This window comes from Vreelandella hamiltonii (genome assembly GCF_014651775.1).
Taxonomy (GTDB): domain Bacteria; phylum Pseudomonadota; class Gammaproteobacteria; order Pseudomonadales; family Halomonadaceae; genus Vreelandella; species Vreelandella hamiltonii.
The window spans coordinates 121,578-143,159 of record NZ_BMXN01000004.1 but is presented as its reverse complement, the minus strand read 5'-3'; the positions used below and the strand labels follow the sequence as shown (position 1 = coordinate 143,159).

The 21,582-nt window shown below is 61.1% G+C and carries 28 protein-coding genes and 1 riboswitch; of the genes, 14 read left to right on the top strand and 14 right to left on the bottom strand.

All coding sequences use genetic code 11. The features are described 5' to 3' along the window. Nucleotides 1-14 precede the first annotated feature (14 nt). From IE091_RS05280 to IE091_RS05260, 5 genes are all read left to right on the top strand, one after another. Nucleotides 15-683, top strand: coding sequence for a hypothetical protein (locus IE091_RS05280; protein ID WP_229800759.1), 669 nt, complete (start codon nucleotides 15-17; stop codon nucleotides 681-683). Nucleotides 684-841: 158 nt separating this feature from the next. After that, the gene (locus IE091_RS05275) at nucleotides 842-991 is read left to right on the top strand and encodes a hypothetical protein (RefSeq protein WP_167385702.1); all 150 of its coding nucleotides are present in this window, start codon (nucleotides 842-844) and stop codon (nucleotides 989-991) included. Continuing rightward, nucleotides 988-1,722 (top strand): metal ABC transporter ATP-binding protein, encoded by a 735-nt coding sequence (locus tag IE091_RS05270; RefSeq protein ID WP_016915809.1) that lies wholly within the window; start codon nucleotides 988-990, stop codon nucleotides 1,720-1,722. Before IE091_RS05275 ends, IE091_RS05270 begins: the two co-directional genes overlap by 4 nt. Then, nucleotides 1,706-2,596, top strand: coding sequence for a metal ABC transporter permease (locus IE091_RS05265; protein WP_096921635.1), 891 nt, complete (start codon nucleotides 1,706-1,708; stop codon nucleotides 2,594-2,596). Before IE091_RS05270 ends, IE091_RS05265 begins: the two co-directional genes overlap by 17 nt. Nucleotides 2,597-2,618: 22 nt before the next feature. Continuing rightward, the gene (locus IE091_RS05260) at nucleotides 2,619-3,716 is read left to right on the top strand and encodes a metal ABC transporter solute-binding protein, Zn/Mn family (RefSeq protein WP_189462976.1); all 1,098 of its coding nucleotides are present in this window, start codon (nucleotides 2,619-2,621) and stop codon (nucleotides 3,714-3,716) included. A gap of 20 nt (nucleotides 3,717-3,736) precedes the next feature. Here IE091_RS05260 and IE091_RS05255 read toward each other — a convergent pair whose 3' ends face one another. After that, on the bottom strand, nucleotides 3,737-4,624 hold the full coding sequence (locus IE091_RS05255) for a LysR family transcriptional regulator (protein WP_189462975.1): 888 nt from the start codon (nucleotides 4,622-4,624) through the stop codon (nucleotides 3,737-3,739). A 183-nt stretch (nucleotides 4,625-4,807) separates the two neighbouring features. Here IE091_RS05255 and ampC point away from each other — a divergent pair, with 183 nt between their 5' ends. Both ampC and IE091_RS05245 read left to right on the top strand, forming a co-directional pair. Further along, nucleotides 4,808-5,956 (top strand): class C beta-lactamase, encoded by a 1,149-nt coding sequence (gene ampC, locus IE091_RS05250; RefSeq protein ID WP_422822519.1) that lies wholly within the window; start codon nucleotides 4,808-4,810, stop codon nucleotides 5,954-5,956. 139 nt (nucleotides 5,957-6,095) lie between these two features. Then, complete coding sequence (locus IE091_RS05245; RefSeq protein ID WP_039180601.1) at nucleotides 6,096-6,788, top strand: cupin domain-containing protein; 693 nt, start codon at nucleotides 6,096-6,098, stop codon at nucleotides 6,786-6,788. Here IE091_RS05245 and IE091_RS05240 read toward each other — a convergent pair. Both IE091_RS05240 and gloA read right to left on the bottom strand, forming a co-directional pair. Further along, nucleotides 6,769-7,134, bottom strand: coding sequence for a DUF6164 family protein (locus IE091_RS05240; RefSeq protein ID WP_096921638.1), 366 nt, complete (start codon nucleotides 7,132-7,134; stop codon nucleotides 6,769-6,771). The genes IE091_RS05245 and IE091_RS05240 overlap by 20 nt on opposite strands. Nucleotide 7,135: 1 nt before the next feature. Further along, nucleotides 7,136-7,669 (bottom strand): lactoylglutathione lyase, encoded by a 534-nt coding sequence (gene gloA / locus IE091_RS05235; protein WP_096921639.1) that lies wholly within the window; start codon nucleotides 7,667-7,669, stop codon nucleotides 7,136-7,138. Between the two features lie 206 nt (nucleotides 7,670-7,875). Between gloA and IE091_RS05230 the strand changes: the two genes are divergently transcribed. From IE091_RS05230 to IE091_RS05200, 7 genes are all read left to right on the top strand, one after another. Beyond that, complete coding sequence (locus tag IE091_RS05230) at nucleotides 7,876-8,250, top strand: DUF2237 family protein (protein ID WP_039180609.1); 375 nt, start codon at nucleotides 7,876-7,878, stop codon at nucleotides 8,248-8,250. A 120-nt stretch (nucleotides 8,251-8,370) separates the two neighbouring features. Continuing rightward, nucleotides 8,371-8,715, top strand: coding sequence for a hypothetical protein (locus IE091_RS05225; protein ID WP_039180612.1), 345 nt, complete (start codon nucleotides 8,371-8,373; stop codon nucleotides 8,713-8,715). 48 nt (nucleotides 8,716-8,763) lie between these two features. After that, nucleotides 8,764-8,855, top strand: a riboswitch (TPP riboswitch). A gap of 26 nt (nucleotides 8,856-8,881) precedes the next feature. Next, nucleotides 8,882-9,691, top strand: coding sequence for a hydroxyethylthiazole kinase (gene thiM, locus IE091_RS05220; protein ID WP_189462973.1), 810 nt, complete (start codon nucleotides 8,882-8,884; stop codon nucleotides 9,689-9,691). Next, entirely contained in the window at nucleotides 9,681-10,295 is a 615-nt protein-coding gene (thiE, locus tag IE091_RS05215) for a thiamine phosphate synthase (protein ID WP_189462972.1), read from the top strand. The genes thiM and thiE overlap by 11 nt, the downstream gene beginning before the upstream one ends. Continuing rightward, nucleotides 10,292-11,212 carry a LysR family transcriptional regulator gene (locus IE091_RS05210; RefSeq protein ID WP_016915797.1) on the top strand — a complete coding sequence of 307 codons (921 nt, stop codon included), beginning with the start codon at nucleotides 10,292-10,294 and terminating at the stop codon, nucleotides 11,210-11,212. Before thiE ends, IE091_RS05210 begins: the two co-directional genes overlap by 4 nt. A 92-nt stretch (nucleotides 11,213-11,304) precedes the next feature. Next, nucleotides 11,305-11,715, top strand: a complete 411-nt coding sequence (locus IE091_RS05205; RefSeq protein WP_016915796.1) for a DoxX family protein — start codon at nucleotides 11,305-11,307, stop codon at nucleotides 11,713-11,715. A 53-nt stretch (nucleotides 11,716-11,768) separates the two neighbouring features. Further along, nucleotides 11,769-12,506, top strand: coding sequence for a DODA-type extradiol aromatic ring-opening family dioxygenase (locus IE091_RS05200; protein ID WP_144984202.1), 738 nt, complete (start codon nucleotides 11,769-11,771; stop codon nucleotides 12,504-12,506). Here IE091_RS05200 and trhP read toward each other — a convergent pair. From trhP to rplO, 11 genes are all read right to left on the bottom strand, one after another. Then, nucleotides 12,499-13,866, bottom strand: a complete 1,368-nt coding sequence (trhP, locus tag IE091_RS05195) for a prephenate-dependent tRNA uridine(34) hydroxylase TrhP (protein WP_189462971.1) — start codon at nucleotides 13,864-13,866, stop codon at nucleotides 12,499-12,501. The two genes, IE091_RS05200 and trhP, sit on opposite strands and share 8 nt — an antisense overlap. Nucleotides 13,867-13,967: 101 nt before the next feature. Then, nucleotides 13,968-14,843 carry a DMT family transporter gene (locus tag IE091_RS05190; protein WP_039180630.1) on the bottom strand — a complete coding sequence of 292 codons (876 nt, stop codon included), beginning with the start codon at nucleotides 14,841-14,843 and terminating at the stop codon, nucleotides 13,968-13,970. A gap of 78 nt (nucleotides 14,844-14,921) precedes the next feature. Then, nucleotides 14,922-16,223 (bottom strand): D-alanyl-D-alanine carboxypeptidase family protein, encoded by a 1,302-nt coding sequence (locus IE091_RS05185; RefSeq protein ID WP_144984196.1) that lies wholly within the window; start codon nucleotides 16,221-16,223, stop codon nucleotides 14,922-14,924. Between the two features lie 329 nt (nucleotides 16,224-16,552). Further along, nucleotides 16,553-16,939: a 50S ribosomal protein L17 gene (rplQ, locus tag IE091_RS05180; RefSeq protein ID WP_016915791.1), complete on the bottom strand. Its 387-nt coding sequence runs from the start codon at nucleotides 16,937-16,939 to the stop codon at nucleotides 16,553-16,555. A gap of 39 nt (nucleotides 16,940-16,978) precedes the next feature. Beyond that, nucleotides 16,979-17,974, bottom strand: a complete 996-nt coding sequence (locus IE091_RS05175; RefSeq protein WP_016915790.1) for a DNA-directed RNA polymerase subunit alpha — start codon at nucleotides 17,972-17,974, stop codon at nucleotides 16,979-16,981. A gap of 125 nt (nucleotides 17,975-18,099) precedes the next feature. Then, nucleotides 18,100-18,720 (bottom strand): 30S ribosomal protein S4, encoded by a 621-nt coding sequence (gene rpsD / locus IE091_RS05170; RefSeq protein ID WP_016915789.1) that lies wholly within the window; start codon nucleotides 18,718-18,720, stop codon nucleotides 18,100-18,102. A 12-nt stretch (nucleotides 18,721-18,732) separates the two neighbouring features. Next, on the bottom strand, nucleotides 18,733-19,119 hold the full coding sequence (gene rpsK / locus IE091_RS05165; protein ID WP_009099028.1) for a 30S ribosomal protein S11: 387 nt from the start codon (nucleotides 19,117-19,119) through the stop codon (nucleotides 18,733-18,735). A 52-nt stretch (nucleotides 19,120-19,171) separates the two neighbouring features. Further along, the gene (gene rpsM, locus IE091_RS05160) at nucleotides 19,172-19,528 is read right to left on the bottom strand and encodes a 30S ribosomal protein S13 (RefSeq protein WP_039180640.1); all 357 of its coding nucleotides are present in this window, start codon (nucleotides 19,526-19,528) and stop codon (nucleotides 19,172-19,174) included. Between the two features lie 121 nt (nucleotides 19,529-19,649). After that, on the bottom strand, nucleotides 19,650-19,763 hold the full coding sequence (rpmJ, locus tag IE091_RS05155; RefSeq protein WP_081139244.1) for a 50S ribosomal protein L36: 114 nt from the start codon (nucleotides 19,761-19,763) through the stop codon (nucleotides 19,650-19,652). A gap of 50 nt (nucleotides 19,764-19,813) precedes the next feature. Beyond that, a complete protein-coding gene (gene secY, locus IE091_RS05150; RefSeq protein ID WP_016915787.1) occupies nucleotides 19,814-21,145 on the bottom strand; it encodes a preprotein translocase subunit SecY in 1,332 nt (443 codons plus the stop codon). Further along, entirely contained in the window at nucleotides 21,146-21,580 is a 435-nt protein-coding gene (rplO, locus tag IE091_RS05145) for a 50S ribosomal protein L15 (RefSeq protein ID WP_016915786.1), read from the bottom strand. It lies immediately after the preceding gene. Nucleotides 21,581-21,582 lie beyond the last annotated feature (2 nt).

Below are 21,582 nucleotides of genomic sequence, written 5' to 3'. Positions count from 1 at the left end.
TCAGGTGTTTGGCCATGCAATTACGGCAACGTGTACAGAAGATGTTAGCGGCGGGGGCGTTGCTGGTGCTGACACTGCCCGCCCAGGCGCAAACTGGAGATGAGTGGGCCACGTACGACCGCGTGTTCGAGAACGGGGCGCGTCAGGCACAGTGGTGGGAGGCGGGCTGGAGCGGCATTTACGCGGCCAGCCTGGTGGTCGATGCCTACCAGTCCAGCGAGGCCAGCAGCCGCGATGACCGTTTCGATGCGCATATTGGCGTGGTGAAGTCGGCGCTGGCGCTGGCGGGGACGCTCACCGATCGCCAGCCACATCGGGCGGCGCTGGCAGAGTATGAGCGGCTGAAGGCCCAGGGCGAGTTGAGCGGGGTGCAGGCGTTGGGCCTGCAGTTGGCCCAGGCAGAACGCGAACGCCGTGGCTGGGAAGCGCGGGTCAGCTCCCTGGTGGTGAACAGCGTGGCCGGCGCGGTGATTGCGGCCGATGGCCGTGAGCGGGATGGCGCGGTCAATTTTGCCACCGGCATGCTGATCAATGAATTACAGATCTGGACCCAGCCCCATCAGGCGTCCCGCGCGATCAACCACTTCCAACCGGCCCGTGTGTCGCTGGGCCCGGTCACGCTGGAAGGCGAATATGCCCTGCTGGTTACCCCTCAACAGCTGAGCGCGACCTGGCGGTTCTGAAGGTGGGCCAGGCTGCTTTTCGTGCTCGGCTTGCCGGGCACTTTTTATAGGTACGCTTGTCGTTGTCAGGGCCGCATGAGCGCGTAAAATATGCGGCTCTTTTTTTGTTTCTCTATTCGTTATGTTATAACTTATTTATTCGTGAGTGAGGTTGCTCGATGAGTGAGCACATGCATCGCCATAACAAGGAAGGTCCTTGTCATTTTTCGCTGATGTCGTTGTCGGCCACCAAACGGCTGGGGTTGGTTGCCCTTCCCCTGCTGGCGTTGTGGGGGCTGGTGGCGTGGGCAGGCGGGTGGCCGCTATGAGTGAGCGTTCCTCTTCGCGCCTGCAACTGCACGACCTGCACCTGGCACAGGGTGGTCGCACCGTGCTGGAGCATGTGGACGGCGACATCAAGCGCGGCGCGATCACCGCGCTGATTGGTGCCAACGGTGCAGGTAAAAGCACCCTGATTCAGGCCATCATGGGCGAACTCCGGCCCATCAGCGGCAAAGTGGTGTGCACGGTAGACAAGGCGCGTCGTGCCTGGTTGCCGCAGCAGTTGGCTCTGGATCTGACCTTCCCCATGAGCGTGGAAGAGCTGGTGATGACCGGCAGCTGGCCAAGCCATGGGGCCATGAAAGGTTACTGCGCGGCGCACTACCGCAAGGGTCGCGAGATCATGGCGCGGCTGGGCATCTCCCATTTGGCACATCGGCCACTGGGCGAGCTGTCCGGCGGCCAGCGCCAGCGGGCGCTGATTGGCCGCACGCTGATGCAGGAAGCCGAGCTGCTGCTGCTGGATGAACCGTTCGCCAACGTGGACAGCGACACGGTGGATATCTTGATCCGTATTCTGCGCCAGATGGCCGATGAAGGCGTGACGATCATCATCGTGCTGCACGACATGGACCACCTGCGCCGCCTGGCCGATGAGGTGCTGATGTTGAGCGGCGGCCATGGCCGTTGGGTGGCACCGAGTGCCTTGCACACGCATCACGCCCCCGCCCAGGTGGTGCCCTTCTCGTTGGGAGGTCGTCATGCTGGCACTGCTTGACGCTTGGTTTATCGCGCCGTTCGACTACGGCTTCATGCGCCGCGCCGTGGTGGGTGGGCTGGCACTTTCCTTGGCCGCGCCGCCGCTGGGCGTGTTTCTGGTGCTGCGCGGCATGAGCCTGATTGGCGATGCCATGGCCCATGCCATTTTGCCGGGGGTGGCGCTGGGCTTCTTGCTGGCGGGGTTTTCGCTGCCGGTGATGAGTGTGGGCGGCGTGCTGTTCGGGCTGATGGTGGCGCTACTGGCCGGGGCCGTTTCCAAAATGGGCGGCCAGCGGGAAGACGCAGCCATGGCGAGCTTTTTCATCATTTCGTTGGCGGCGGGCGTCATGTTGATTTCCATGGGCGGCAGCAGCGTGGATTTAACCCACGTGCTGTTTGGCTCCATTCTGGCCATCAACTCGACCGCCCTGCTGCTGATTGCCGGTATCAGCACGCTCATCGTGGTCACGCTGGCGGTCATTTTCCGCTCGCTGGTGGTGGAGTGCCTGGACCCGCTTTTCTTGCGCGGCCAAAGCCACCGCAGTGGCTGGGTGCATAGCGTGTTTCTGGGGCTGCTGGTGCTGAACCTGACGGCGGGCTTCCAAACCCTGGGCACACTGATGGCCGTGGGGCTGATGATGCTGCCCGCCACGGCAGCCCGGTTCTGGAGCAAGCGGCTGGAAGGTTTGATCGGCATCGCGGTGGTGCTGGCCATGGTGTCGAGCACTGGCGGGCTGCTGCTGTCGTTCCATTTTGATACCCCTTCGGGGCCAAGCATTATCCTGCTCGCAGGGGTGGCTTACTTGTTGTCAGCGCTGTTTGGCCGCTATCACAGCTTAGCGGCCAAGCTGCGACGCAAGACCACGCCACTCGCCTTGGAGCAGACATCCTGATCATTCACTAAAGGAGTTTGTCATGTCCCTTTCCCATACGTCCCGCTGGCTGGTAGGCGTTTCCGCCATGCTGGCCCTGCCTGCCGCCATCGCCAATGAGCGTGTGCAGGTGGTCACCAGCTTCTCGATTCTGGCCGATATGGTCGAGAACGTGGGCGGCGAGCATGTCGAGGTCACTTCCCTGGTCGGCCCTGACGGCGATGCACACGTCTACTCGCCGCGCCCAGGTGATGCCCGTGCGCTGGCCGAGGCCGATCTGGTGGTCTTCAACGGCCTGCTGTTCGAAGGCTGGATGGAGCGACTGATCGACTCCAGCGACTATCAAGGCCCGGTGGTCACCACGACGGATGGCATCAACGCCCTGGCCTACGCGGGCCATGACGATCATGGGCATGACGATCGCGACCATGGACACGATCACGGGCATGATCATGGGCATAGCCACGATCATGGACACAGCCACGATCACGGGCACGACGATCATGAACATGGTCATGGCCATGATGACCATGAGCACGGCGACGATGATCCCCATGCCTGGCAGGACATGACCCAGGCGCGGGTCTACGTCGAGAACATCCGCGACGGCTTGATGGAAGTCGATGCGGACAACGCCGAGCAGTATCAGGCCAATGCCGATCGCTACCTGGCTGACATGGCGGAGCTGGATGCCGAGATTCGTGCGCTGATCAGTGAGATCCCGGCTTCCGCCAGCGTCATCACCGGCCATGACTCCTTCGGTTACTTCTCCCGTGCCTATGGGGTCAACTTCCTGTCTCCGGCAGGGCTCTCTACCGAAGCAGACCCCAGCGGCGCCAGCATGGCAGCGCTAGTGGACGTGATCGAGCAGGAGAACGTTCAGGCGCTGTTTCACGAGAACATGACCAACCAATCCATTATCGTGCAACTGGCCGAAGAAACCGGCCTGCCCATTGCTGGCACGCTTTACGCGGATGCGCTGGCCAGTGAGGGCGATGCCAGCACTTACCTGGGCATGATGCGCCACAACGCCACGGTACTCCACGCCGCCCTGGCCGAACCAGGCCACGATGATCATGGTCATGGCGACCACGACCACGACCACGACCACGACCACGGTGATCATGGTCATCGTCACTGATCATTGAGGTCAACGGCTGCTTACCGCTCAGCCTCACGCAGGTTGATCGTGGTGAGCAGCCACTGCCTGAAAGACGCCATGGCATGGGTTTCTGACCGCGCTTGCAGGCGTGTCAGCCAGTACCCACCTAGACTGACAGTGGTGTCGAAAGGCTGCACCAGCGCACCACTGCTCAGCTGCCGAGAAAACATCAACGGTGGCGCCAATGCCACGCCCACCCCTTGAAGCGCGGCTTCCACCATGGCAATGGAAGAGTCGAAGACGATGCTCTGGGTCGCGGGAAGGCTACGAGGCAATCCGGCGGCCAACAACCACTCGGCCCACTCATCGGCACGATACGAACGCAGCCAGGTTTCATGCAACACATCGGCTGGCGTGTCGAGCCGTACAGCAATATCCGGAGCACACAGCACCGAAAGCGATGCAGGCAGTAGTGGCTGAGCCGCCGTGCCATGCCAGGCGCCCGTGCCAAAGCGAATCGCAAAATCGAGACCTTCAGCGGCTAAATCGGCACGATTGTTGTGGGTGGAGAGCCGTAAATCGACGAACGGATACGCGTCATGAAAGTCGGCCAGCCGTGGCAGCAGCCAACCCACGGCAAACGTACCCACCACACCCACGTTCAAGACCTCACGATGACGGCTTTCGCCTAACCGCTCCAACGTGTGCGACATCTGATCGAACGCATTCTTCAGCACAGGCAACAGCAGCTCGCCTTCCTGAGTCAGCATTAGCCCTCGGGGCAAACGTGTGAATAGCGGCACCTTCAATAGCCCTTCCAGGCGCTTGACCTGATGGCTCACGGCCGCCTGTGTCACGTGCAGCTCTTCTGCTGCACGCGTGAAGCTCAAATGTCTGGCCGATGCCTCAAAGGCCCACAGAGCCTTCAACGGCAAATAGGAACGCACTGCGCCACCCCCAAATTTTTCTAATAGCTCATGCAAAATCTTGCCATTTGTGGAGACCCATCGCGCTCTTTATTTTAGTCACCCGTGGCTTCTGTATCGACCAGAGCTGCCTTCCACCGACATGACTCATCGCAACAGGAGTTTTGCATGCGCACGCCGTTTTCAGCACGCCGCTGTCTTCTCATGGCCTCCTCCTTACTTTTCAGCGGGGCAGCCTGGGCGCTCGAAGAGCCTCATGAGGCCGACCTTCAAGCGTTGCTGGACAACACGATCACCCCGCTGATGGAACAGTATCGTATCCCCGGCATGGCCGTCGCGCTCAGCATTCAGGGGCAGCCGTATTACTTTAATTATGGGCTTGCAAACCTGGAGACGGAGGAACCGGTCACGGATGAGACGCTTTTCGAACTAGGCTCCATCAGCAAGGTTTTCACGGCTGCCCTGGCGGGCTACGCGCAGGCCAGCGGTGCCCTTTCCCTCTCGGACCCCGCCAGCGGCTACTGGCCAGCCCTTGAAGGCAGTGCCTTCGATGAGATCACCCTGCTGGAACTGGGCACCTACACGGCAGGCGAGCTTCCGCTGCAGTTTCCGGACTCGGTGCAATCAGAAGAGCAAATGATCGATTACTATCGCCAATGGCAACCCGAATCGGCTCCAGGGGCACAACGTCTGTATTCCAATCCGAGCATCGGTTTGCTGGGCTATCTCACCGCGCAACGTTTGGGCAGCCCTTTCGAGACGCTGATGGAAGAAGCGCTGTTCATACCGCTCGGGCTCGAACACACCCATTTTCAGGTGCCCGACGCGCAACGGGCACATTATGCCTATGGCTACTCGAAGGAGGATGAGCCCATTCGGGTGAATCCAGGCGTGCTGGATGCCCAGGCCTACGGGCTGAAAGCCAATGCCGCCGACGTGCTGACCTTTCTGGAAGCGAATATGCGAGACCCGGCCAATGCCAGCGGCACGACGGAACGGCTGGATGACGCCTTGGCAACGACACGCACAGGCTACTTCGACGTTGGCCCCATGACCCAGGGCCTGGGCTGGGAGCATTATCACTACCCGGTGACCCTGGAGACACTGCTGGAAGGCAATTCGCTCGAGATGATTTTAGCGCCCAACCCGGCACATCGCCTCACGCCACCGCAAGCCCCTCGGCAAGCGGCCTACTACAACAAGACGGGCTCAACCAATGGCTTCGGCGGCTATGTGGTCTTCGTGCCCAGCGAGCAGATCGCCATGGTGATGCTGGCAAACCGCAACTACCCCAATCAGGCGCGTATCGAGACGGCTCACCATATTCTCAGTGCACTGACCGACACCCCGTAATGAAAAACCGCCGCTTTCGAGCGGCGGTTTGTTTGCAAATGACGAGGTCAAGCATCAGGGAAGATTGCGTTTTGCAGCGCTGATAAAGGAGACTAGCCCCTCTCCCTGCTCATCTCACTCATTGCAAAGAGCCAAGCCCATGCGCCTGAACGCCGATTTTAGCCACTTTGCCTGTATGACGCCGGAGCAGTATCACTGGGTCGCGTCGCCCAGTGCAGGCGTGGAACGTATGATGCTGGACCGTATTGGCGAGGAAGTCGCCCGCGCCACCAGCCTGGTACGTTACGCGCCGCACAGCCAGTTCAGCCACCATACCCATGGCGGCGGTGAAGAGATTCTGGTGCTGGAGGGCGTGTTTGCCGACGAACATGGCCGCTACCCTGCGGGCAGCTACCTGCGCAATCCCATTGGCACTGGCCATACGCCCCATATTGGCGAAGAGGGTGCGCTGATTCTGGTGAAACTGCATCAATTCGATGACAACGACCTGCTGCAGCTGGCCATTCCTGCCCACCGCCTGCCCTGGCAGCCCGACCGGCGGCCAGGCATCGGCTACAAGATGCTGCACACCTACGCGCAGGAGCGGGTCAGCCTGGAACGCTGGGAGCATGAGGTGACCATCGACTACCCTGCGCTACCGGGCGGGCTGGAACTGCTGGTACTGGAAGGCTCGCTCTACGAGGCGGGCAACGAATACCCGCAGGGCAGCTGGTGCCGCTTCCCACCTGGGGCCACTCCATCGCTGCGGGCCGGTGAGCACGGCGTCATGATGTACATGAAACGCGGGCACCTGACGGATGCGGTGTGCCAGGCTAACGCGCCAGCCCAATGAACGGCAGCAGGGTCAGCAGCGCGATCAGGATGACAGCGACCATCACCAGCGCGATCTGAATCGGCTGCTCCCGTAAACGCCGCCCCCAGGTCGGCGCTTCGTTGCGGGCCAGCGCTTCCTGGTGGGCTTTTCGCGCGCTGGCCTGGCGTTCGACCTGGTACTGCGCCAGCAGCGCCTCGGCGTCGTCTCGCTGGGCCGGGTTGCGCAGCCAGATGGCATCGACCCCCAGGCGGAAAAACCCCGCCTGGGTTTCATACACGTCGAAGCCGTGTTCATCCAGCAGTTGGCGCACTTCCATGGCCTCTTCATCGGTCACGTGGCGCAACCGGAACAGCAAATGTGCCATGTTAGCCGCCCAATGCCGCCATGCGATCCGCCTGAATCACTTCGATCCAGTAGCCATCCGCGTCCTTGACGAAAATGACGTCTTTCATCTTGCCCTGGTCGGCACGCTTCACGAAGGTGACATCGTGCTCGTCGAACCAGGCCTGGGCGGCCTCCAGGTCCGGCACGCTGAAGCAGATGTGGCCAAACCCCTGGGGCTCGGCATTGCCGTCGTGGTAGGCAAAGTCCTGCTCGGTTTCGGTTCCCCAGTTGTGGGTCAGTTCCAGCAGGCCCTTCTGGCTGAAAGTCCAGGCGGTGCGAGCGTTCTGGTCCTCCGGCACCTGGTCGTCGGCTTCCACGTTGGCCAGAAAATAGAGCGAGAACTGCATTTCTTCGAAATCCAGCCGCCGCAGCACCTGCATGCCAAATACGCGGGAATAGAACGCCAGGGCGCGCTCCGGGTCCTTGACCCTCAGCATGGTGTGATTCAACCGAAACCCTTGGGTCTGGGGAGCCGCAGGGGCAACACCGGGATGCTGTTCACCTGAAAACGACATGACTTTCTCCTGTTGCTGCGTGATGTATCTGGCAATTGGTACCCAAGTAGGCACTTTGGTACGTAAATACTTTGACGAAGCCCATACCATGTACAAGGCTTTAGGCTGCTGCTAACGCGAACCCCATCGAATCCGCCGTTACCGCCCCTTGGATCATGTATGAGGGCGGCGCTGCGATAATTCTAGCCCCTGCCTGAGGAGGCCGCATGTCACGTGATCTCAATGTACTGGGTGAGCCGCTCACCCCCTGCTGTCACTCGCCCAAGACGGGGTTTTATCGTGATGGCTTTTGCCGGGTCGGCACCGACGATGTGGGCATTCATTCGGTATGTGCCATGGTCACCGAGGAGTTCTTGGCGTTTTCCCGCGCGCAGGGCAATGACCTGGTCACCCCGCGCCCCGAGTACGGCTTTCCTGGCCTGCGGCCCGGTGATCGCTGGTGCCTGTGTGCCCACCGTTGGGCAGAAGCCGCAGAGGTCGGTCTGGCCCCGCCGGTGATTCTGTCAGGCACCAATGCACGCACGCTGGACATCATTCCGCTGATCAAACTGCAGCAACACGCCCTGGATGCAGTGCACTAGGCCTGCCAGCGCGCGGGGCGCTCCCCCCGGCATTGGTCGCAGTGGATTTTCTATGCAACTCTTCTACACTACTATCTCTATAGCTGTACATTCAGCGTATCGTTAGCCTGGGAGTGTGTCATGACCGACATTGAAATGACGTTAGATGATCGCCTGACGTTGAAGCAGTTGGCCAACGCGCTACAGAACGGCTTTTCCCCCATCGTGGAGGTCGTCTCGATGGATGGCATCTACAAGGTCCGCTTTCATCATGCCCACGGCGTCTCGGACCTGAGCAATGCACAGGGGCAGGTCAGCACGTTTCTAGGCACCGGCGAAATCCGCGACACCCTCGGGCAACTTGGGCTGACCCACGGCGTATTGACCTGTTCCGACCAGTGTGGCGACGAGATGATCGGCGTCTCGGGCAGCGCCATGACGCCCGATGAAATGCTGACCTACGGCACACGCATCGCGTTTCGCTGATCTTTCCGCGCCATTGGCTTTACACATCCCGCCTGGCCGAGGATAGTACGCCTACGACAGGGGCGCCGCGACGCGGCTGAGAAGCACCCTTTGAACCTGAACCGGATAGCACCGGCGTAGGGAGTCGTGGTGCTTCCATTCACCACCTCCCTGCCGGGAGGAAGTCATGACCCTACCCAGCCCACGCGAGACGCTGCTCGCGCTGCGTGACCAGACCCCGCTGGTTCACTGCATCACCAACTACGTTGCCATGAACAGTACCGCCAACCTGCTGCTGGCCGCCGGGGCCTCCCCCGCCATGCTGCATGCCCAGGAAGAAGTGGCGGAATTTACCGCCATCGCGGGCGCGCTCTCGATCAACATCGGTACGCTCTCTACCCCTTGGGCCGAGGCCATGCAGCTGGCCGCCCAATCAGCCCAGGCCCACGCGGTGCCCTGGGTGCTGGACCCGGTTGCCGTGGGTGCCACGCGGCTGCGCCAGCAAACCTGCCTGTCCCTGCTGGCTTACCAGCCCAGTGTGATTCGTGCCAATGCTTCGGAAATCATGGCGCTGAGCGGCCTTGCCCACCAGGGCCGGGGCGTGGATGCCACGGTCAGCACCGACGATGCCATCCAAGCGGCCATCACCCTGGCGCGTCGGTATCATTGTGTCGTCGCCATGACCGGGGCCACCGATATCGTCACCGATGGCCAGTCGCTGTATCGTTTGACCGGCGGCCACCCGCTGATGCCACGGGTAACCACCCTGGGCTGCGGGCTCAGCGCGCTGGTCGCCGGTTTCGTGGCGGCCAACCGTCACGCCCCGCTGACCGCCACGCTCGGTGCCCTGACCTACTTCAATCTGGCAGGCAGTCGCGCCGGGCAGCAGGCCGAAGGGCCGGGCAGTTTCTATGTGGCGCTGCTGGATACCCTGTACTCGCTCACGGCAGATGACCTGCCTGCACTACCTCACTCGGAGACCCTACATGTCGGTTGATCTTACGCTCTACCTGGTCACGGATGCTCAGCTATGCGCCTCCACGGGCCTGGCACGTACCGTGGAAGCCGCCGTGGCAGGAGGCGTCACACTGGTCCAGCTACGCGACAAACAGGCTAGCGACGAGGCCATGATTGCCCAGGCCAAGCGTCTCAAGGAAGTGCTGGCAGGTAGCGGAGTGCCGCTGATCATCAATGACCGGCTGAACGTGGCGCACGCAAGCGGTGCCGACGGCTTGCACGTTGGCCAGAGCGATACGGACGTGGTGCAGGCCCGCCAGGTACTGGGCGAGCAGGCGATCATCGGGCTCTCCATCAATACCCTGGAGCAGTTGCAGCGTGCCCCCGTGGCGCTGCTGGATTACGTGGGGCTGGGGCCCGTGTTTGCCACCGGGAGCAAGCAGGACCACGCGCAGCCCATCGGTTTTACCGGGCTGGCCCAGCTGGCCAGTGCCTGCCCGCTGCCCAGCGTGGCCATCGGCGGCTTGAAAGCCGAGCACGCCGCCCAGGTGAAAGCCGCCGGTGCCCACGGGCTCGCGGTGATCTCGGCCATTTGCGGCCATCCTGACCCACGTCAGGCGGCCCAGGCGTTCTTCAGGTCATGACCCAGTTCGACCAGCTGACAGCCTTCGTCAAGGTGGCCGAGTTAGGCAGTTACACGCGGGCGGCGGAGGCCCTGGACCTCTCGCGCACCTTGCTATCGCGCCGGGTCATGGCGCTCGAGGAATCGCTGGGCGCGCGGCTGATACAGCGCACCACCCGGCGGCTGCACCTGACGGAAGCAGGCGAGCGCTATCTGGCCCGCGCACAGGCGATCCTGCTGGCTCTGGAGGAGGCTGCCAATGAAGTGGGTAGCGGCCTTCAAAGCGTGAGCGGACGACTGCGCATCAACGGGCCCATGAGCTTTGGCACTCGCTACCTGGCTCCCGAGGTGGCTCGCTTCATGCGGGATCATCCCCACCTGGAGGTGCGCCTGGACCTCAATGACCGCCGTGTAGACCTGCTCGAAGAGGGATACGACCTGGCCATTCGCATTGGCAGCCTGCCGGATTCCAGCCTGGTGGCCAAGCGCCTGGCACGCTGCCAGATGGTGTTCTGCGCCTCTCCTGACTACCTGGCGCAGCACGGCACTCCCACCCGCCTGGAGGCGCTGGCCGACCATCGTTGCCTACGCTATCGCAGCGGCCAGAACAGCGGCGACTGGCGCGTGGGGCAGCAGTGGTTGAGTGTCGACGGACCGCTGGAGAGCAATAACGGCGATATGCTGACCCATGCCGCAGAAGCCGGGCTAGGCATCGCCCATCAGCCCAGCTTCCTGGTGACCGAAAGCATCGCCCAGGGCCGCCTGGTGCCGCTATTGCAGGAGATACCTCCCACGTACCTGGACATCCACGCGCTCTATCCTGCCCGGCAGTTTTTGCCTGCCAAAGTGGCACGCCTGATCGACCAGTTGACGGTTGCCTGGGGCGACCCACCCGCCTGGGAGAAGGCGCTGGGATTGTCGCGCCCAGCGCAACAGTGAAGTGCCAAAAGCGGGGATTATCCAGACAGGCAGTCGTCGTACAGTGGCGTCATCGCATCCAGAGGGGATGCCGACGACCACGAGAGAACACCATGACGACGACACTGACGACTCAAGCATCACACCTGCATGCCACTGCCCTGCTGCGCATCAGCCTGGGCATCATGACCCTGGCCCACGGGCTGTTGAAAGTATTCGTGTTCACCCTGCCTGGAACGGTCGGCTATTTTGAGTCGCTGGGCCTGCCAGGCTTTCTGGCCTACCTGACCATTGCGGCGGAAGTCGGCGGAGGCCTGGCCTTGCTGCTGGGTATCTATACCCGCTGGGTCAGCCTTGCCCTGGTACCGGTTTTGCTGGGAGCCGCCTGGGTACATATCGGTAACGGCTGGCTCTTTTCCAACCCGGGCGGCGGCTGGGAATTCCCGGTATTCTGGGCCATTGCACTGGTCGTGCAAGCCGGCCTTGGCAGCGGCAGCCTGGTCGTTGCACGCCGCTTCGCGTGAGCCACTGGCCTGCTGGCGTGCCTACGCTGGCAGGCTGCACATCGAGGTGCCTTATGTTACCTAGCCTGTTTATCTCTCACGGCTCGCCCATGCTGGCGCTGACCCCCACGCCCGCTCACCAGTTCCTGCGTGAGCTGGGCCAGACGCTTCGCCCCAAGGCCATCGTCGTGGTCTCAGCCCACTGGGAAACGCCGGAGCTGCTCATCAGTCAGAGCGCTCACCCCGAGACCCTCCACGATTTTGGCGGTTTTCCGGCGGCGTTGTTCGCCGTGCAGTACCCGGCACCGGGGGACCCAGCCCTGGCCGCAACGCTGGGCAACACGCTCGGTGCCAGACTCGTGGAGCGCGGCATGGACCACGGCGCTTGGGTGCCACTTTCCCTGATGTACCCCGAGGCCAGGCTACCGGTCGTGTCGCTGTCGCTTCCCAGCCGGTGGAGCAACGCGGCGCTGATGGAGTTGGGCCAGCGGCTTGCCCACCTGCGCAGCGAAGGTATTCTGGTCGTGGGCTCCGGCAGCCTGACCCATAACCTGCATGCGCTACTGCCCCAGGGCAGCCAGGCACCAGGCTGGGTGGATGCCTTTGCCGATTGGGCACACACTCAACTGGAAAAAGACGCGCGGGAGGCGCTGCTGACATGGCAAACGGCTCCCCATGCCCAGCGCAACCATCCCACGCCGGAGCACTTCCAACCGTTACTGGTCGCCATGGGAGCCGGGGGTCAGGGCCAGCGGCTGCACCATAGCGTCGAGCACGGCGTGCTGGCGATGGATGTCTACGCGTTCAACTGACGGCCACGCCCAGATGGCTGGCCTGGGCGGGAGTGTGGGCGGGGGTGTGGGAGGGAGCGGTAGGAAGATCCCGCATCAGCAGGGCAAACTCCCACTGCTCCGGGGCGATGGGCGCGCCAGGTAGCGCTATGCGGACACGATGCCCTGAGCCGGGTGCGGCAGTCTGATACTCACCGCGCCCGTTTTCCATCTGCTTCAGCACGAAACGACGATTGCCGCCGGGCAGCATCAGCTCCATGGCATCGCCCACCTCGAAGCGGTTCTTGACCTCGACGTCCAGCAGGCTGCCCGTGGCATCGACGCCGATGATGTCGCCCACGAACTGCTGGTGCACGCCAACGGAGTGGCCGCGCTCGTAGTTCTGAAACTCATCGTGCACATGGCGGCGATAAAAGCCCTCGGTATAGCCTCGGTTGGCCAGGTTTTCCAACTGATCCATCAAGCCCATGTCGAAGGGGCGGCCTGCCACGGCATCGTCAATGGCCTGACGATACACCTGCGCAGTACGCGCCACGTAGTAGTGGGACTTGGTGCGTCCTTCGATTTTCAGTGACGCCACACCCAGGCGCGCCAAGCGTGCCACGTGCTGCACGGCGCGCAGGTCCTTGGAGTTGAACAGGTAAGTGCCGTGCTCGTCTTCGTAGATGGGCATCCGCTTGCCCGGCCGGGAGACATCTTCGATCAACGCGGCCCGCTCGGTGTCCGCCGCCACGGGTATCAGGTCGCCGGTGGCATCCTGAGTGGCATCCAGCATCTTGTATTGCCAGCGGCAGGCGTTGGTGCAGGTGCCCTGGTTCGGGTCACGGCGATTGACGTACCCCGAGAGCAGGCAGCGCCCTGAATATGCGATGCACAGCGCACCGTGAACGAACGTCTCGATCTCGATATCCGGGCATTCGGTGCGGATCTCGGCCACCTCTTCCAGCGACAGCTCCCGAGAAAGAATGATGCGCTGAATCCCCTGCCGCTGCCAGAACTTGACCGCGGCCCAGTTCACCACGTTGGCCTGCACCGACAGGTGGATGACTTGTTCCGGCCAGCGCTCACGGATCATCATGATCAGCCCGGGGTCGGACATGATCAGAGCGTCCGGCCCAGCCTCGATCACCGGCTCCATATCCCGCAGATAGGTCGTGAGCTTGCTGTTGTGCGCAGCGATGTTGGAGGCCACGTAGAACTGCTTGCCTCTGGCATGGGCATACTCGATGCCCCGGTGCAGCGTCGCCACCTTGAAGTCGTTATTGCGCACCCGTAGCGAGTAGCGCGGCTGCCCGGCGTAGACCGCATCGGCACCGTAGGCAAACGCGTAACGCATGTTGTGAAACGTGCCCGCAGGCGAGAGAAGTTCGGGAGCTTGCATAACCGTCACCGTTGTTTGAACGGGCGGCATTATAGCCAGCGCACCTTTCCGGTTGCGGCCCGTCGGCCGGTTTGCTGACCTGGGTCAATTCCCGGTGCATGTCAGGCCGTGGGGCGACGTTTCAGGGTGGTGCGACGGTCGTGATAGGCAATGGCCAGACCGCTGCACATGATCAGCGCGCTGCCTACCCAGACCCAGACGTCCGGCAGTTCTCCCCAGAACCACCACCCCAGCAGCACGGCCCACAGCATGGCGGTGTAATCGAAGGGCGCCGCAATGGCGGCGGGCGCATGGCGAAAGGCCAAGGTGATGAACGCCGTGGCCCCCACCCCCAGCACCCCGGAGGCGGCAAAGCCCAGCCAGTGCCAGGGATGGGGCGTTTGCCATACCCAGGGCAGGCTGAGGCCCGTCAGTACCAGCGGCACGGCCGTCATGTAGAACACCATGGCCCACAGGTGCTCGTTGGCGCCATAGCGCCGTGCGGTGACCATCATCAGCGCGTAGAACACCGCCGCTCCCAGCACCACCATGGCCCCCAGTTGAAAGGCATCACCACCTGGCCGCACCACGATCAGCACCCCGACAAAGCCAAGCAGCGAAGCGGCCAGCACTGGCGGGTCGATACGCTCACCCAGTAACGGCACCGACAGCAGCGTCACGAACAGCGGGGCCACAAAGGCAATCGCCGTGGCTTCCGCCAGCGGCAGCAGGGTCAACCCCCAGACGAAGCACACCATGGTGGCGGTATAAATGAGCCCGCGCAGCAGGTGCACGCCCGGGCGGCGCGTACGCAGCTTGCGCAGCCCACCACCAAAATGAGCCAGCAGGGCGATCAGCGGTAGCGACACCAGCGCTCTAAAAAAAATGATTTGCAGCGGCGAGTGCACCTCACCCAACCATTTCGATACCGCGTCTCCCAAGGCCAGAAACAGTACGCCTGCACACATGCAGAGAATGCCTTTCAGGGAAGATGTCATGGCGTTCCTCCTGTGGTCGCATAAAACAAAACGCCCCGCCAATGCTGCACTGGCGGGGCGTTGGCGTGCCGGGTGGCGTCAAAGGCTGGCGTTCACCACCATGCAGTCCATGCCCTGGGCCTGCAATGACTGACAGGCCTGACGGGCACGTGCTTCATCCAGGGCCACGACACGTGCTCGGAACACCGTCGAACGCCCCTCCAGGGTATCGATGGCGACTTGCCCTCCTACATCGCTGGGTAAGCGCTGGGCAGCCTGCTGGGCCAACTGTTCCGCCTGGTACGCCTGGCTGAATGCGCCCACCTGGATGCCCCAGTTACCGCCTCCGGAGGCCGGTGCCGCTCCCGCCGAGGCAAAGCCACGCTCCTGCTCGATCAAGGCCAGCAGCGGGTCACCCTGCGGGGAAGGCGTAGGCGCCATGGTTTGTGACCACTGGGCTTCCACGGCCGCCGCCGTGACCGGGGCGCTGGTGTCGATATGCGCCATCATCGGGCGGGACGGGGGCTCGGGAGGGGGCGGAGGCGAGATCGGCTGCTGTGAGCCCCCGAAGCCCATGTACTCCTGAGAGAAGCTGGTGTTGGCAATCCAGGTCTGGTGGTCACGTAGCGCTGCGCGCTCGAAACTGCGATCCAGCAGGCTGGCCATGTGCGTATCCCTGGAGGCGGCGGTGAAACCACCCATCACCACCGCCACCATACGCCGACCGTTATGTACGGCAGTGGTCGCGACATTGAACCCGGAGGCACGGATGAAGCCGGTCTTCAGGCCGTCGGCGCCGGGATAGTCACGCACCAGGCGGTTGTGGCTAGTGTGGCGAGTGCCACGATGGGTGAACTCCTGCAGCCCAAAGTAGTGGTAGTACTGAGGAAAGTCCTGGATCACACGCACCGAAAGGGTCAGCATATCCCGCGCCGTCGTGACCTGCTGGTCATCCGGCAACCCCGAGGCATTGCGGAAAGTCGTCCTGCTCATGCCCAGCTCTCGGGCCTTCTCCGTCATGATATGGGCAAAGCGCTGCTCACTGCCGCCCAAGGCCTCGGCCACCACCACGGCCACGTCGTTGGCAGAGCGCACCGCCAGGGCACGCATGGCGGTGTCCACGCTGATGGTGCTGCCCGCTGACAACCAGAGCTTGCTGGCGGGCATGGCCGCCGCCTGAGCCGACACCGGCAGCGCCTGATCGAGCCGCAAGTCCCCTCTCTCCAGCGCTTCGAAGGTGAGGTACATGGTCATCATCTTGGTCAGTGAGGCGGGGTAGCGCGCTTCGTCGGCGTTCTCAGAATAGAGGACTTCACCATGTTCCAGATCGACGACGATGCCCGCATAGCGGGGGTTGGCCTGAGCTTTGGTGATACTGCCGATCACCAGTAGACCGAGCATCAACAGCCATACCGTTGCCGCTGTCCGTGAATACCTTGCCTCTGCTGCCATACCTGCCCCTTGATGAATGTACATCACCGCTAAACGTCACTCGCGCCTGATAACTTGGCACACACTCACTGATGGCCTGGCACCGCCTGACATGGCCATGCCCAGCCGAACAAGACTAGCATGGCCTGCCGACAAATGGATGTGCCCGATGGCTTATATATAGATTAATCCAGGCCCGCCAGGCAATCCGTCTCTTTTCCATGGACATGAAACGATAGGCATAAAAAAACCGCCCGGTGAGGGGCGGTTTTCATTGTGCCTTGGAAGGGGCGCTACGCTTACTCTGCAGCGGCTTCTTCCTGGGCTACCGGGCGGTCTACCAGTTCAACGTAGGCCATGGGGGCGTTGTCGCCGGTGCGGAAACCGCACTTGAGAATACGGATGTAACCACCCGGACGCTCGGCGTAACGCGGACCCAGCTCGTTGAACAGTTTGCCGACGGCTTCTTTGGAGCGCGTACGAGCAAACGCCAGACGGCGGTTTGCAACGCTATCCTGCTTTGCCAGGGTGATCAGCGGCTCGATAACGCGACGCAGTTCCTTGGCCTTGGGCAGGGTTGTCTTGATGACTTCATGTTCGACCAGCGAGACAGACATGTTCTTGAACATGGCCTGACGGTGCGAGCTGGTACGATTCAGATGACGACCACTCTTACGATGACGCATGGTTGTGATTCCTTACCAAACTGGGACTCAAGTCGACGCTTACGCGGAGGCCTTGTCGTCCTTCAGGCTAGCGGGTGGCCAATTTTCCAGCCGCATACCGAGGGACAAGCCGCGCGCTGCCAATACATCCTTGATTTCATTCAAGGACTTCTTACCGAGGTTCGGGGTCTTCAACAGCTCCACTTCCGTGCGCTGGATCAGATCACCGATGTAGTAGATATTCTCGGCTTTCAGGCAGTTGGCGCTGCGAACGGTCAACTCGAGATCGTCTACGGGGCGCAATAGGATCGGATCAACGTGATCCTCTTCCTCTTCGACTTCCTGCTCTTTGTCAGCTTCCAGGTCGACGAAGGCGGCCAGCTGCTCTTGCAGAATGGTCGCACTGCGACGGATAGCCTCTTCCGGATCCAGTGTACCGTCGGTTTCCAGGTCGATAATCAGCTTATCGAGGTCGGTACGCTGCTCGACACGAGCGGCTTCGACCGAGTAGGAAACACGGCGAACAGGGCTGAAGGTGGCATCCAGCTGCAGGCGGCCAATAGCACGGGTCTCTTCATCAGAGCCACGAGCGTCAGCCGGTTCGTAACCACGACCCAGCGCTACCTTAAGCTGAATTTTCAGCTCGGCACCTTCATTGACGTGTGCAATGACGTGGTCCGGGTTGACGATTTCGACGCTATGATCAAGCGCAATGTCGCCAGCGGTGACGACGGCTGGGCCCTGCTTGTTCAGCGAGAGCACCGCCTCATCGCGGCTGTGCATCTTGATCGCAACATCTTTCAAGTTCAGGAGGATTTCGATGACATCTTCCTGCACCCCTTCGAGCGCACTGTATTCGTGCTCTACACCGGCGATTTCAGCCTCTACCACGGCAGCGCCGGGCATGGATGAAAGCAGAATGCGACGAAGTGCATTCCCCAGGGTGTGACCAAAGCCGCGCTCGAACGGTTCGAGAACGATTTTGGCATGATGTGCGCTGATCTCTTCGACCTTGATGTCGCGGGGGCGAAGAAACTCTGTCACTGAACGCTGCATATGAACACCTTTCAGGCTGCCAAACGGATACTGAGTACTCTAAAGCACAATACTCAAGAGCATCTGGGCGGTTAGCTTTGCTATCCCGCCCAGGCCTCAAGAAGCAGAAGCAACAAACAGACTGCTTACTTGGAGTACAGCTCGACGATCAGGTTTTCGTTGATGTCGGCAGTCAGGTCACCGCGTTCAGGCAGAGCCTTGAAAGTGCCTTCCATCTTCTTGGCGTCGATTTCGATCCAGGTGATATCGCCACGGTTGGCAGCAATGCTCAACGCGCTTTGGATACGAGCCTGGTTCTTCGCCTTTTCACGAACAGCTACCACGTCACCCGGCTTCACTTGGTAGGAAGCAACGTTAACGGTGCGGCCGTTGACGGAAATCGCCTTGTGGCTGACCAGCTGACGCGCTTCAGAGCGAGTCGAGCCGAAGCCCATGCGGTAGACGACGTTATCCAGTCGGGATTCAAGCAGTTGCAACAGTACTTCACCGGTCGCACCTTTCAGGCGAGCGGCTTCTTTGTAGTAGTTGCGGAACTGCTTTTCGAGTACGCCATACATACGGCGTACTTTCTGCTTCTCGCGAAGCTGCAAGCCGTAGTCGGAAAGACGCTGACGACGCTGGCCGTGTACACCCGGGATCTGCTCGGATTTACACTTTTTCTCGAAGGGAGTCACGCCACTCTTCAGGAAGAGATCGGTGCCTTCACGACGAGACAGTTTGCACTTCGGTCCAATATAACGAGCCATGAATCTGTCTCCTTAAACGCGGCGTTTCTTCGGCGGACGGCAGCCATTATGGGGGATGGGCGTCGCGTCTACGATGCTTTGCACGCGGAAGCCGGCGGCGTTCAGTGCGCGCACGGCGGATTCACGGCCGGGACCGGGGCCCTTGACCAGCACGTCTACGTTTTTCACACCATACTCGGCTGCAGCAGTTGCTGCACGTTCGCTTGCAACTTGCGCAGCGAACGGGGTGCTCTTGCGAGAACCACGAAAACCCGAACCACCGGCTGTTGCCCAAGAAAGAGCATTGCCCTGGCGGTCTGTGATCGTCACGATCGTGTTGTTAAAAGAGGCATGGATGTGCGCGACGGCGTCCACTACCTGCTTTTTAACCTTTTTACGGTTACTACGCGGGTTAGCCATGTTGATGTCTATTCCTGTCTTAACGTCAGCTCTCGATTAAAGAGCCTGCGTGTTATTTGCGGATCGGCTTACGCGGGCCCTTACGGGTACGCGCGTTAGTCTTGGTCCGCTGACCACGCAGCGGAAGACTACGACGATGACGCAGACCACGGTAGCAGCCTAAGTCCATGAGACGCTTGATGTTAAGCGTGACATCACGACGAAGGTCGCCTTCTACGGTGTACTTACCAACTTCAGAACGCAGGGTGTCCAGCTCGTCGCCAGACAGGTCTACGATCTTGGTAGTCGGCGCAATACCGGCAGCAACACAGATGTGTTGAGCGCGAGTACGGCCAATCCCGAAGATATAGGTCAGCGAGATCGCCGCATGCTTGTTGTCCGGGATATTGACGCCTGCAATACGGGCCATCAGCTTACTCCGAAATTTGAGCGGCTTGCTCGTTTATTCATCTACAAAAGGCGCAACAGCATACCCCTTTAGGAGCCCGAAGGCAAGGGGTATGCCTGCACCCGCTTAAAACAGCCCAGGTTTAGCCCTGACGCTGTTTGTGCCGCGGCTCGACACAGATGACGCGTACAGCGCCATTGCGACGAATGATCTTGCAGTTACGGCACATCTTCTTTACGGAAGCTCGAACTTTCATCGTTCTTTCTCCAAAAACGGCTCGCGGCGCGCCAATTCGTTAGGGGCGCCTCAGCGCATGATGCCGCCGCTACCGTAGCCTTTCAGGTTGGACTTCTTCATCACTGAGTCATATTGATGCGACATGAGATGCGACTGCACCTGGGCCATGAAGTCCATGATGACCACTACCACGATCAGCAGCGACGTACCGCCAAAGAAGAACGGAACGTTCCATGCTACGATCAGGAACTGGGGCATCAGGGAAACCGCAGTGATATACAAGGCACCGAACAGAGTGAGACGAGTCATCACTTTGTCGATATAGCGAGCGGTCTGCTCGCCGGGGCGAATGCCCGGCAGGAAAGCGCCTGACTTTTTGAGATTGTCAGCCACATCCTTGGGGTTGAAGACCAGCGCTGTGTAAAAGAAGCAGAAGAATACCACTGCCGCAGCGAAAAGCAAGATGTAAAGCGGTTGGCCAGGGCCTAACGCCTGCGAGGCACGCTGCAACCACTCCATGCCTTCGCCAGCGCCTACCCACTGACCGATAGAGGCCGGGAAGAGTAGGATACTGGAGGCAAAGATCGCGGGAATGACACCCGCCATGTTCACCTTCAACGGCAAGTAGCTGCTTTGACCTGCATACATCTTGTTGCCCACTTGGCGACGTGGGTAGTTCACCTTGAGGCGGCGTTGGCCACGCTCGATGAACACCACGAATGCCACGGTGGCAATACCTAGCACGGACAGCGCTAACAGCGGAAGAACATTCCAGGCCCCTTCGTTACGAGCAAGCTCGAAGGCTTGCCCCACGGCACTGGGCAGCCCAGCGACGATCCCCGCGAAGATCAGCAGCGAAATACCGTTGCCGATGCCCTTCTCGGTGATCTGCTCACCTAGCCACATCATAAACACCGCACCCGACACAAACGTGATGATGGCGGTGAAATAGAAGCTGAAGTCAGCGCTGTAAGCGATGCCTTGGCTAGCCAGACCCACGGACATGCCGGTAGCCTGGACAAAAGCCAGTAGCACCGTGCCGTAGCGGGTGTACTGGCTAATCTTGCGGCGGCCAGCCTCGCCCTCTTTCTTGAGCTGTTCAAGATGAGGGGAGACTGCAGTCATCAGCTGCATGATAATCGACGCCGAAATATAGGGCATGATGCCCAGGGCGAGGACGCTCATGCGCTCCAGGGCGCCACCCGAGAACATGTTGAACATGCCCAGGATGGTGCCCTGTTGCTCCCTGAACAAGGCAGCAAGCTGGTCAGGATTGATACCGGGAACGGGAATGTGGGCACCGATACGGTACACCACGATGGCGAGGAGCACGAAGCGCAAACGCGCCCACAGTTCGCTCAGACCGCTGCCCATCGCCGGCATGTTTCCTGACTTGGCCATTTAGTCCTCTACCTTGCCGCCAGCGGCTACGATCGCTTCACGGGCACCTTTGGTGACCTTGATTCCACGAACGGTAACCGCTTTGTTCAGTTCGCCAGAAAGGATGATCTTCGCATGCAGCGTCGCATCCTTCAGCACGTTGGCTTGCTTCAGGGTTTCCATGGTGACTTCGTCACCGGCAACCTTGGCAAGTTCCGCCAGGCGTACTTCTTCAGATACCAGCGACTTGGCAGACGTGAAGCCAAACTTCGGCAAACGACGCTGCAGCGGCATCTGACCGCCTTCGAAACCAGGCTTGACGCTACCGCCACTGCGTGATTTCTGACCTTTGTGGCCACGGCCACCGGTCTTGCCCAGACCGGAACCGATACCACGACCAACGCGCTTTTCAGCGTGTTTGGAGCCCGGTGCCGGGCTCAGGGTATTGAGTTTCATGG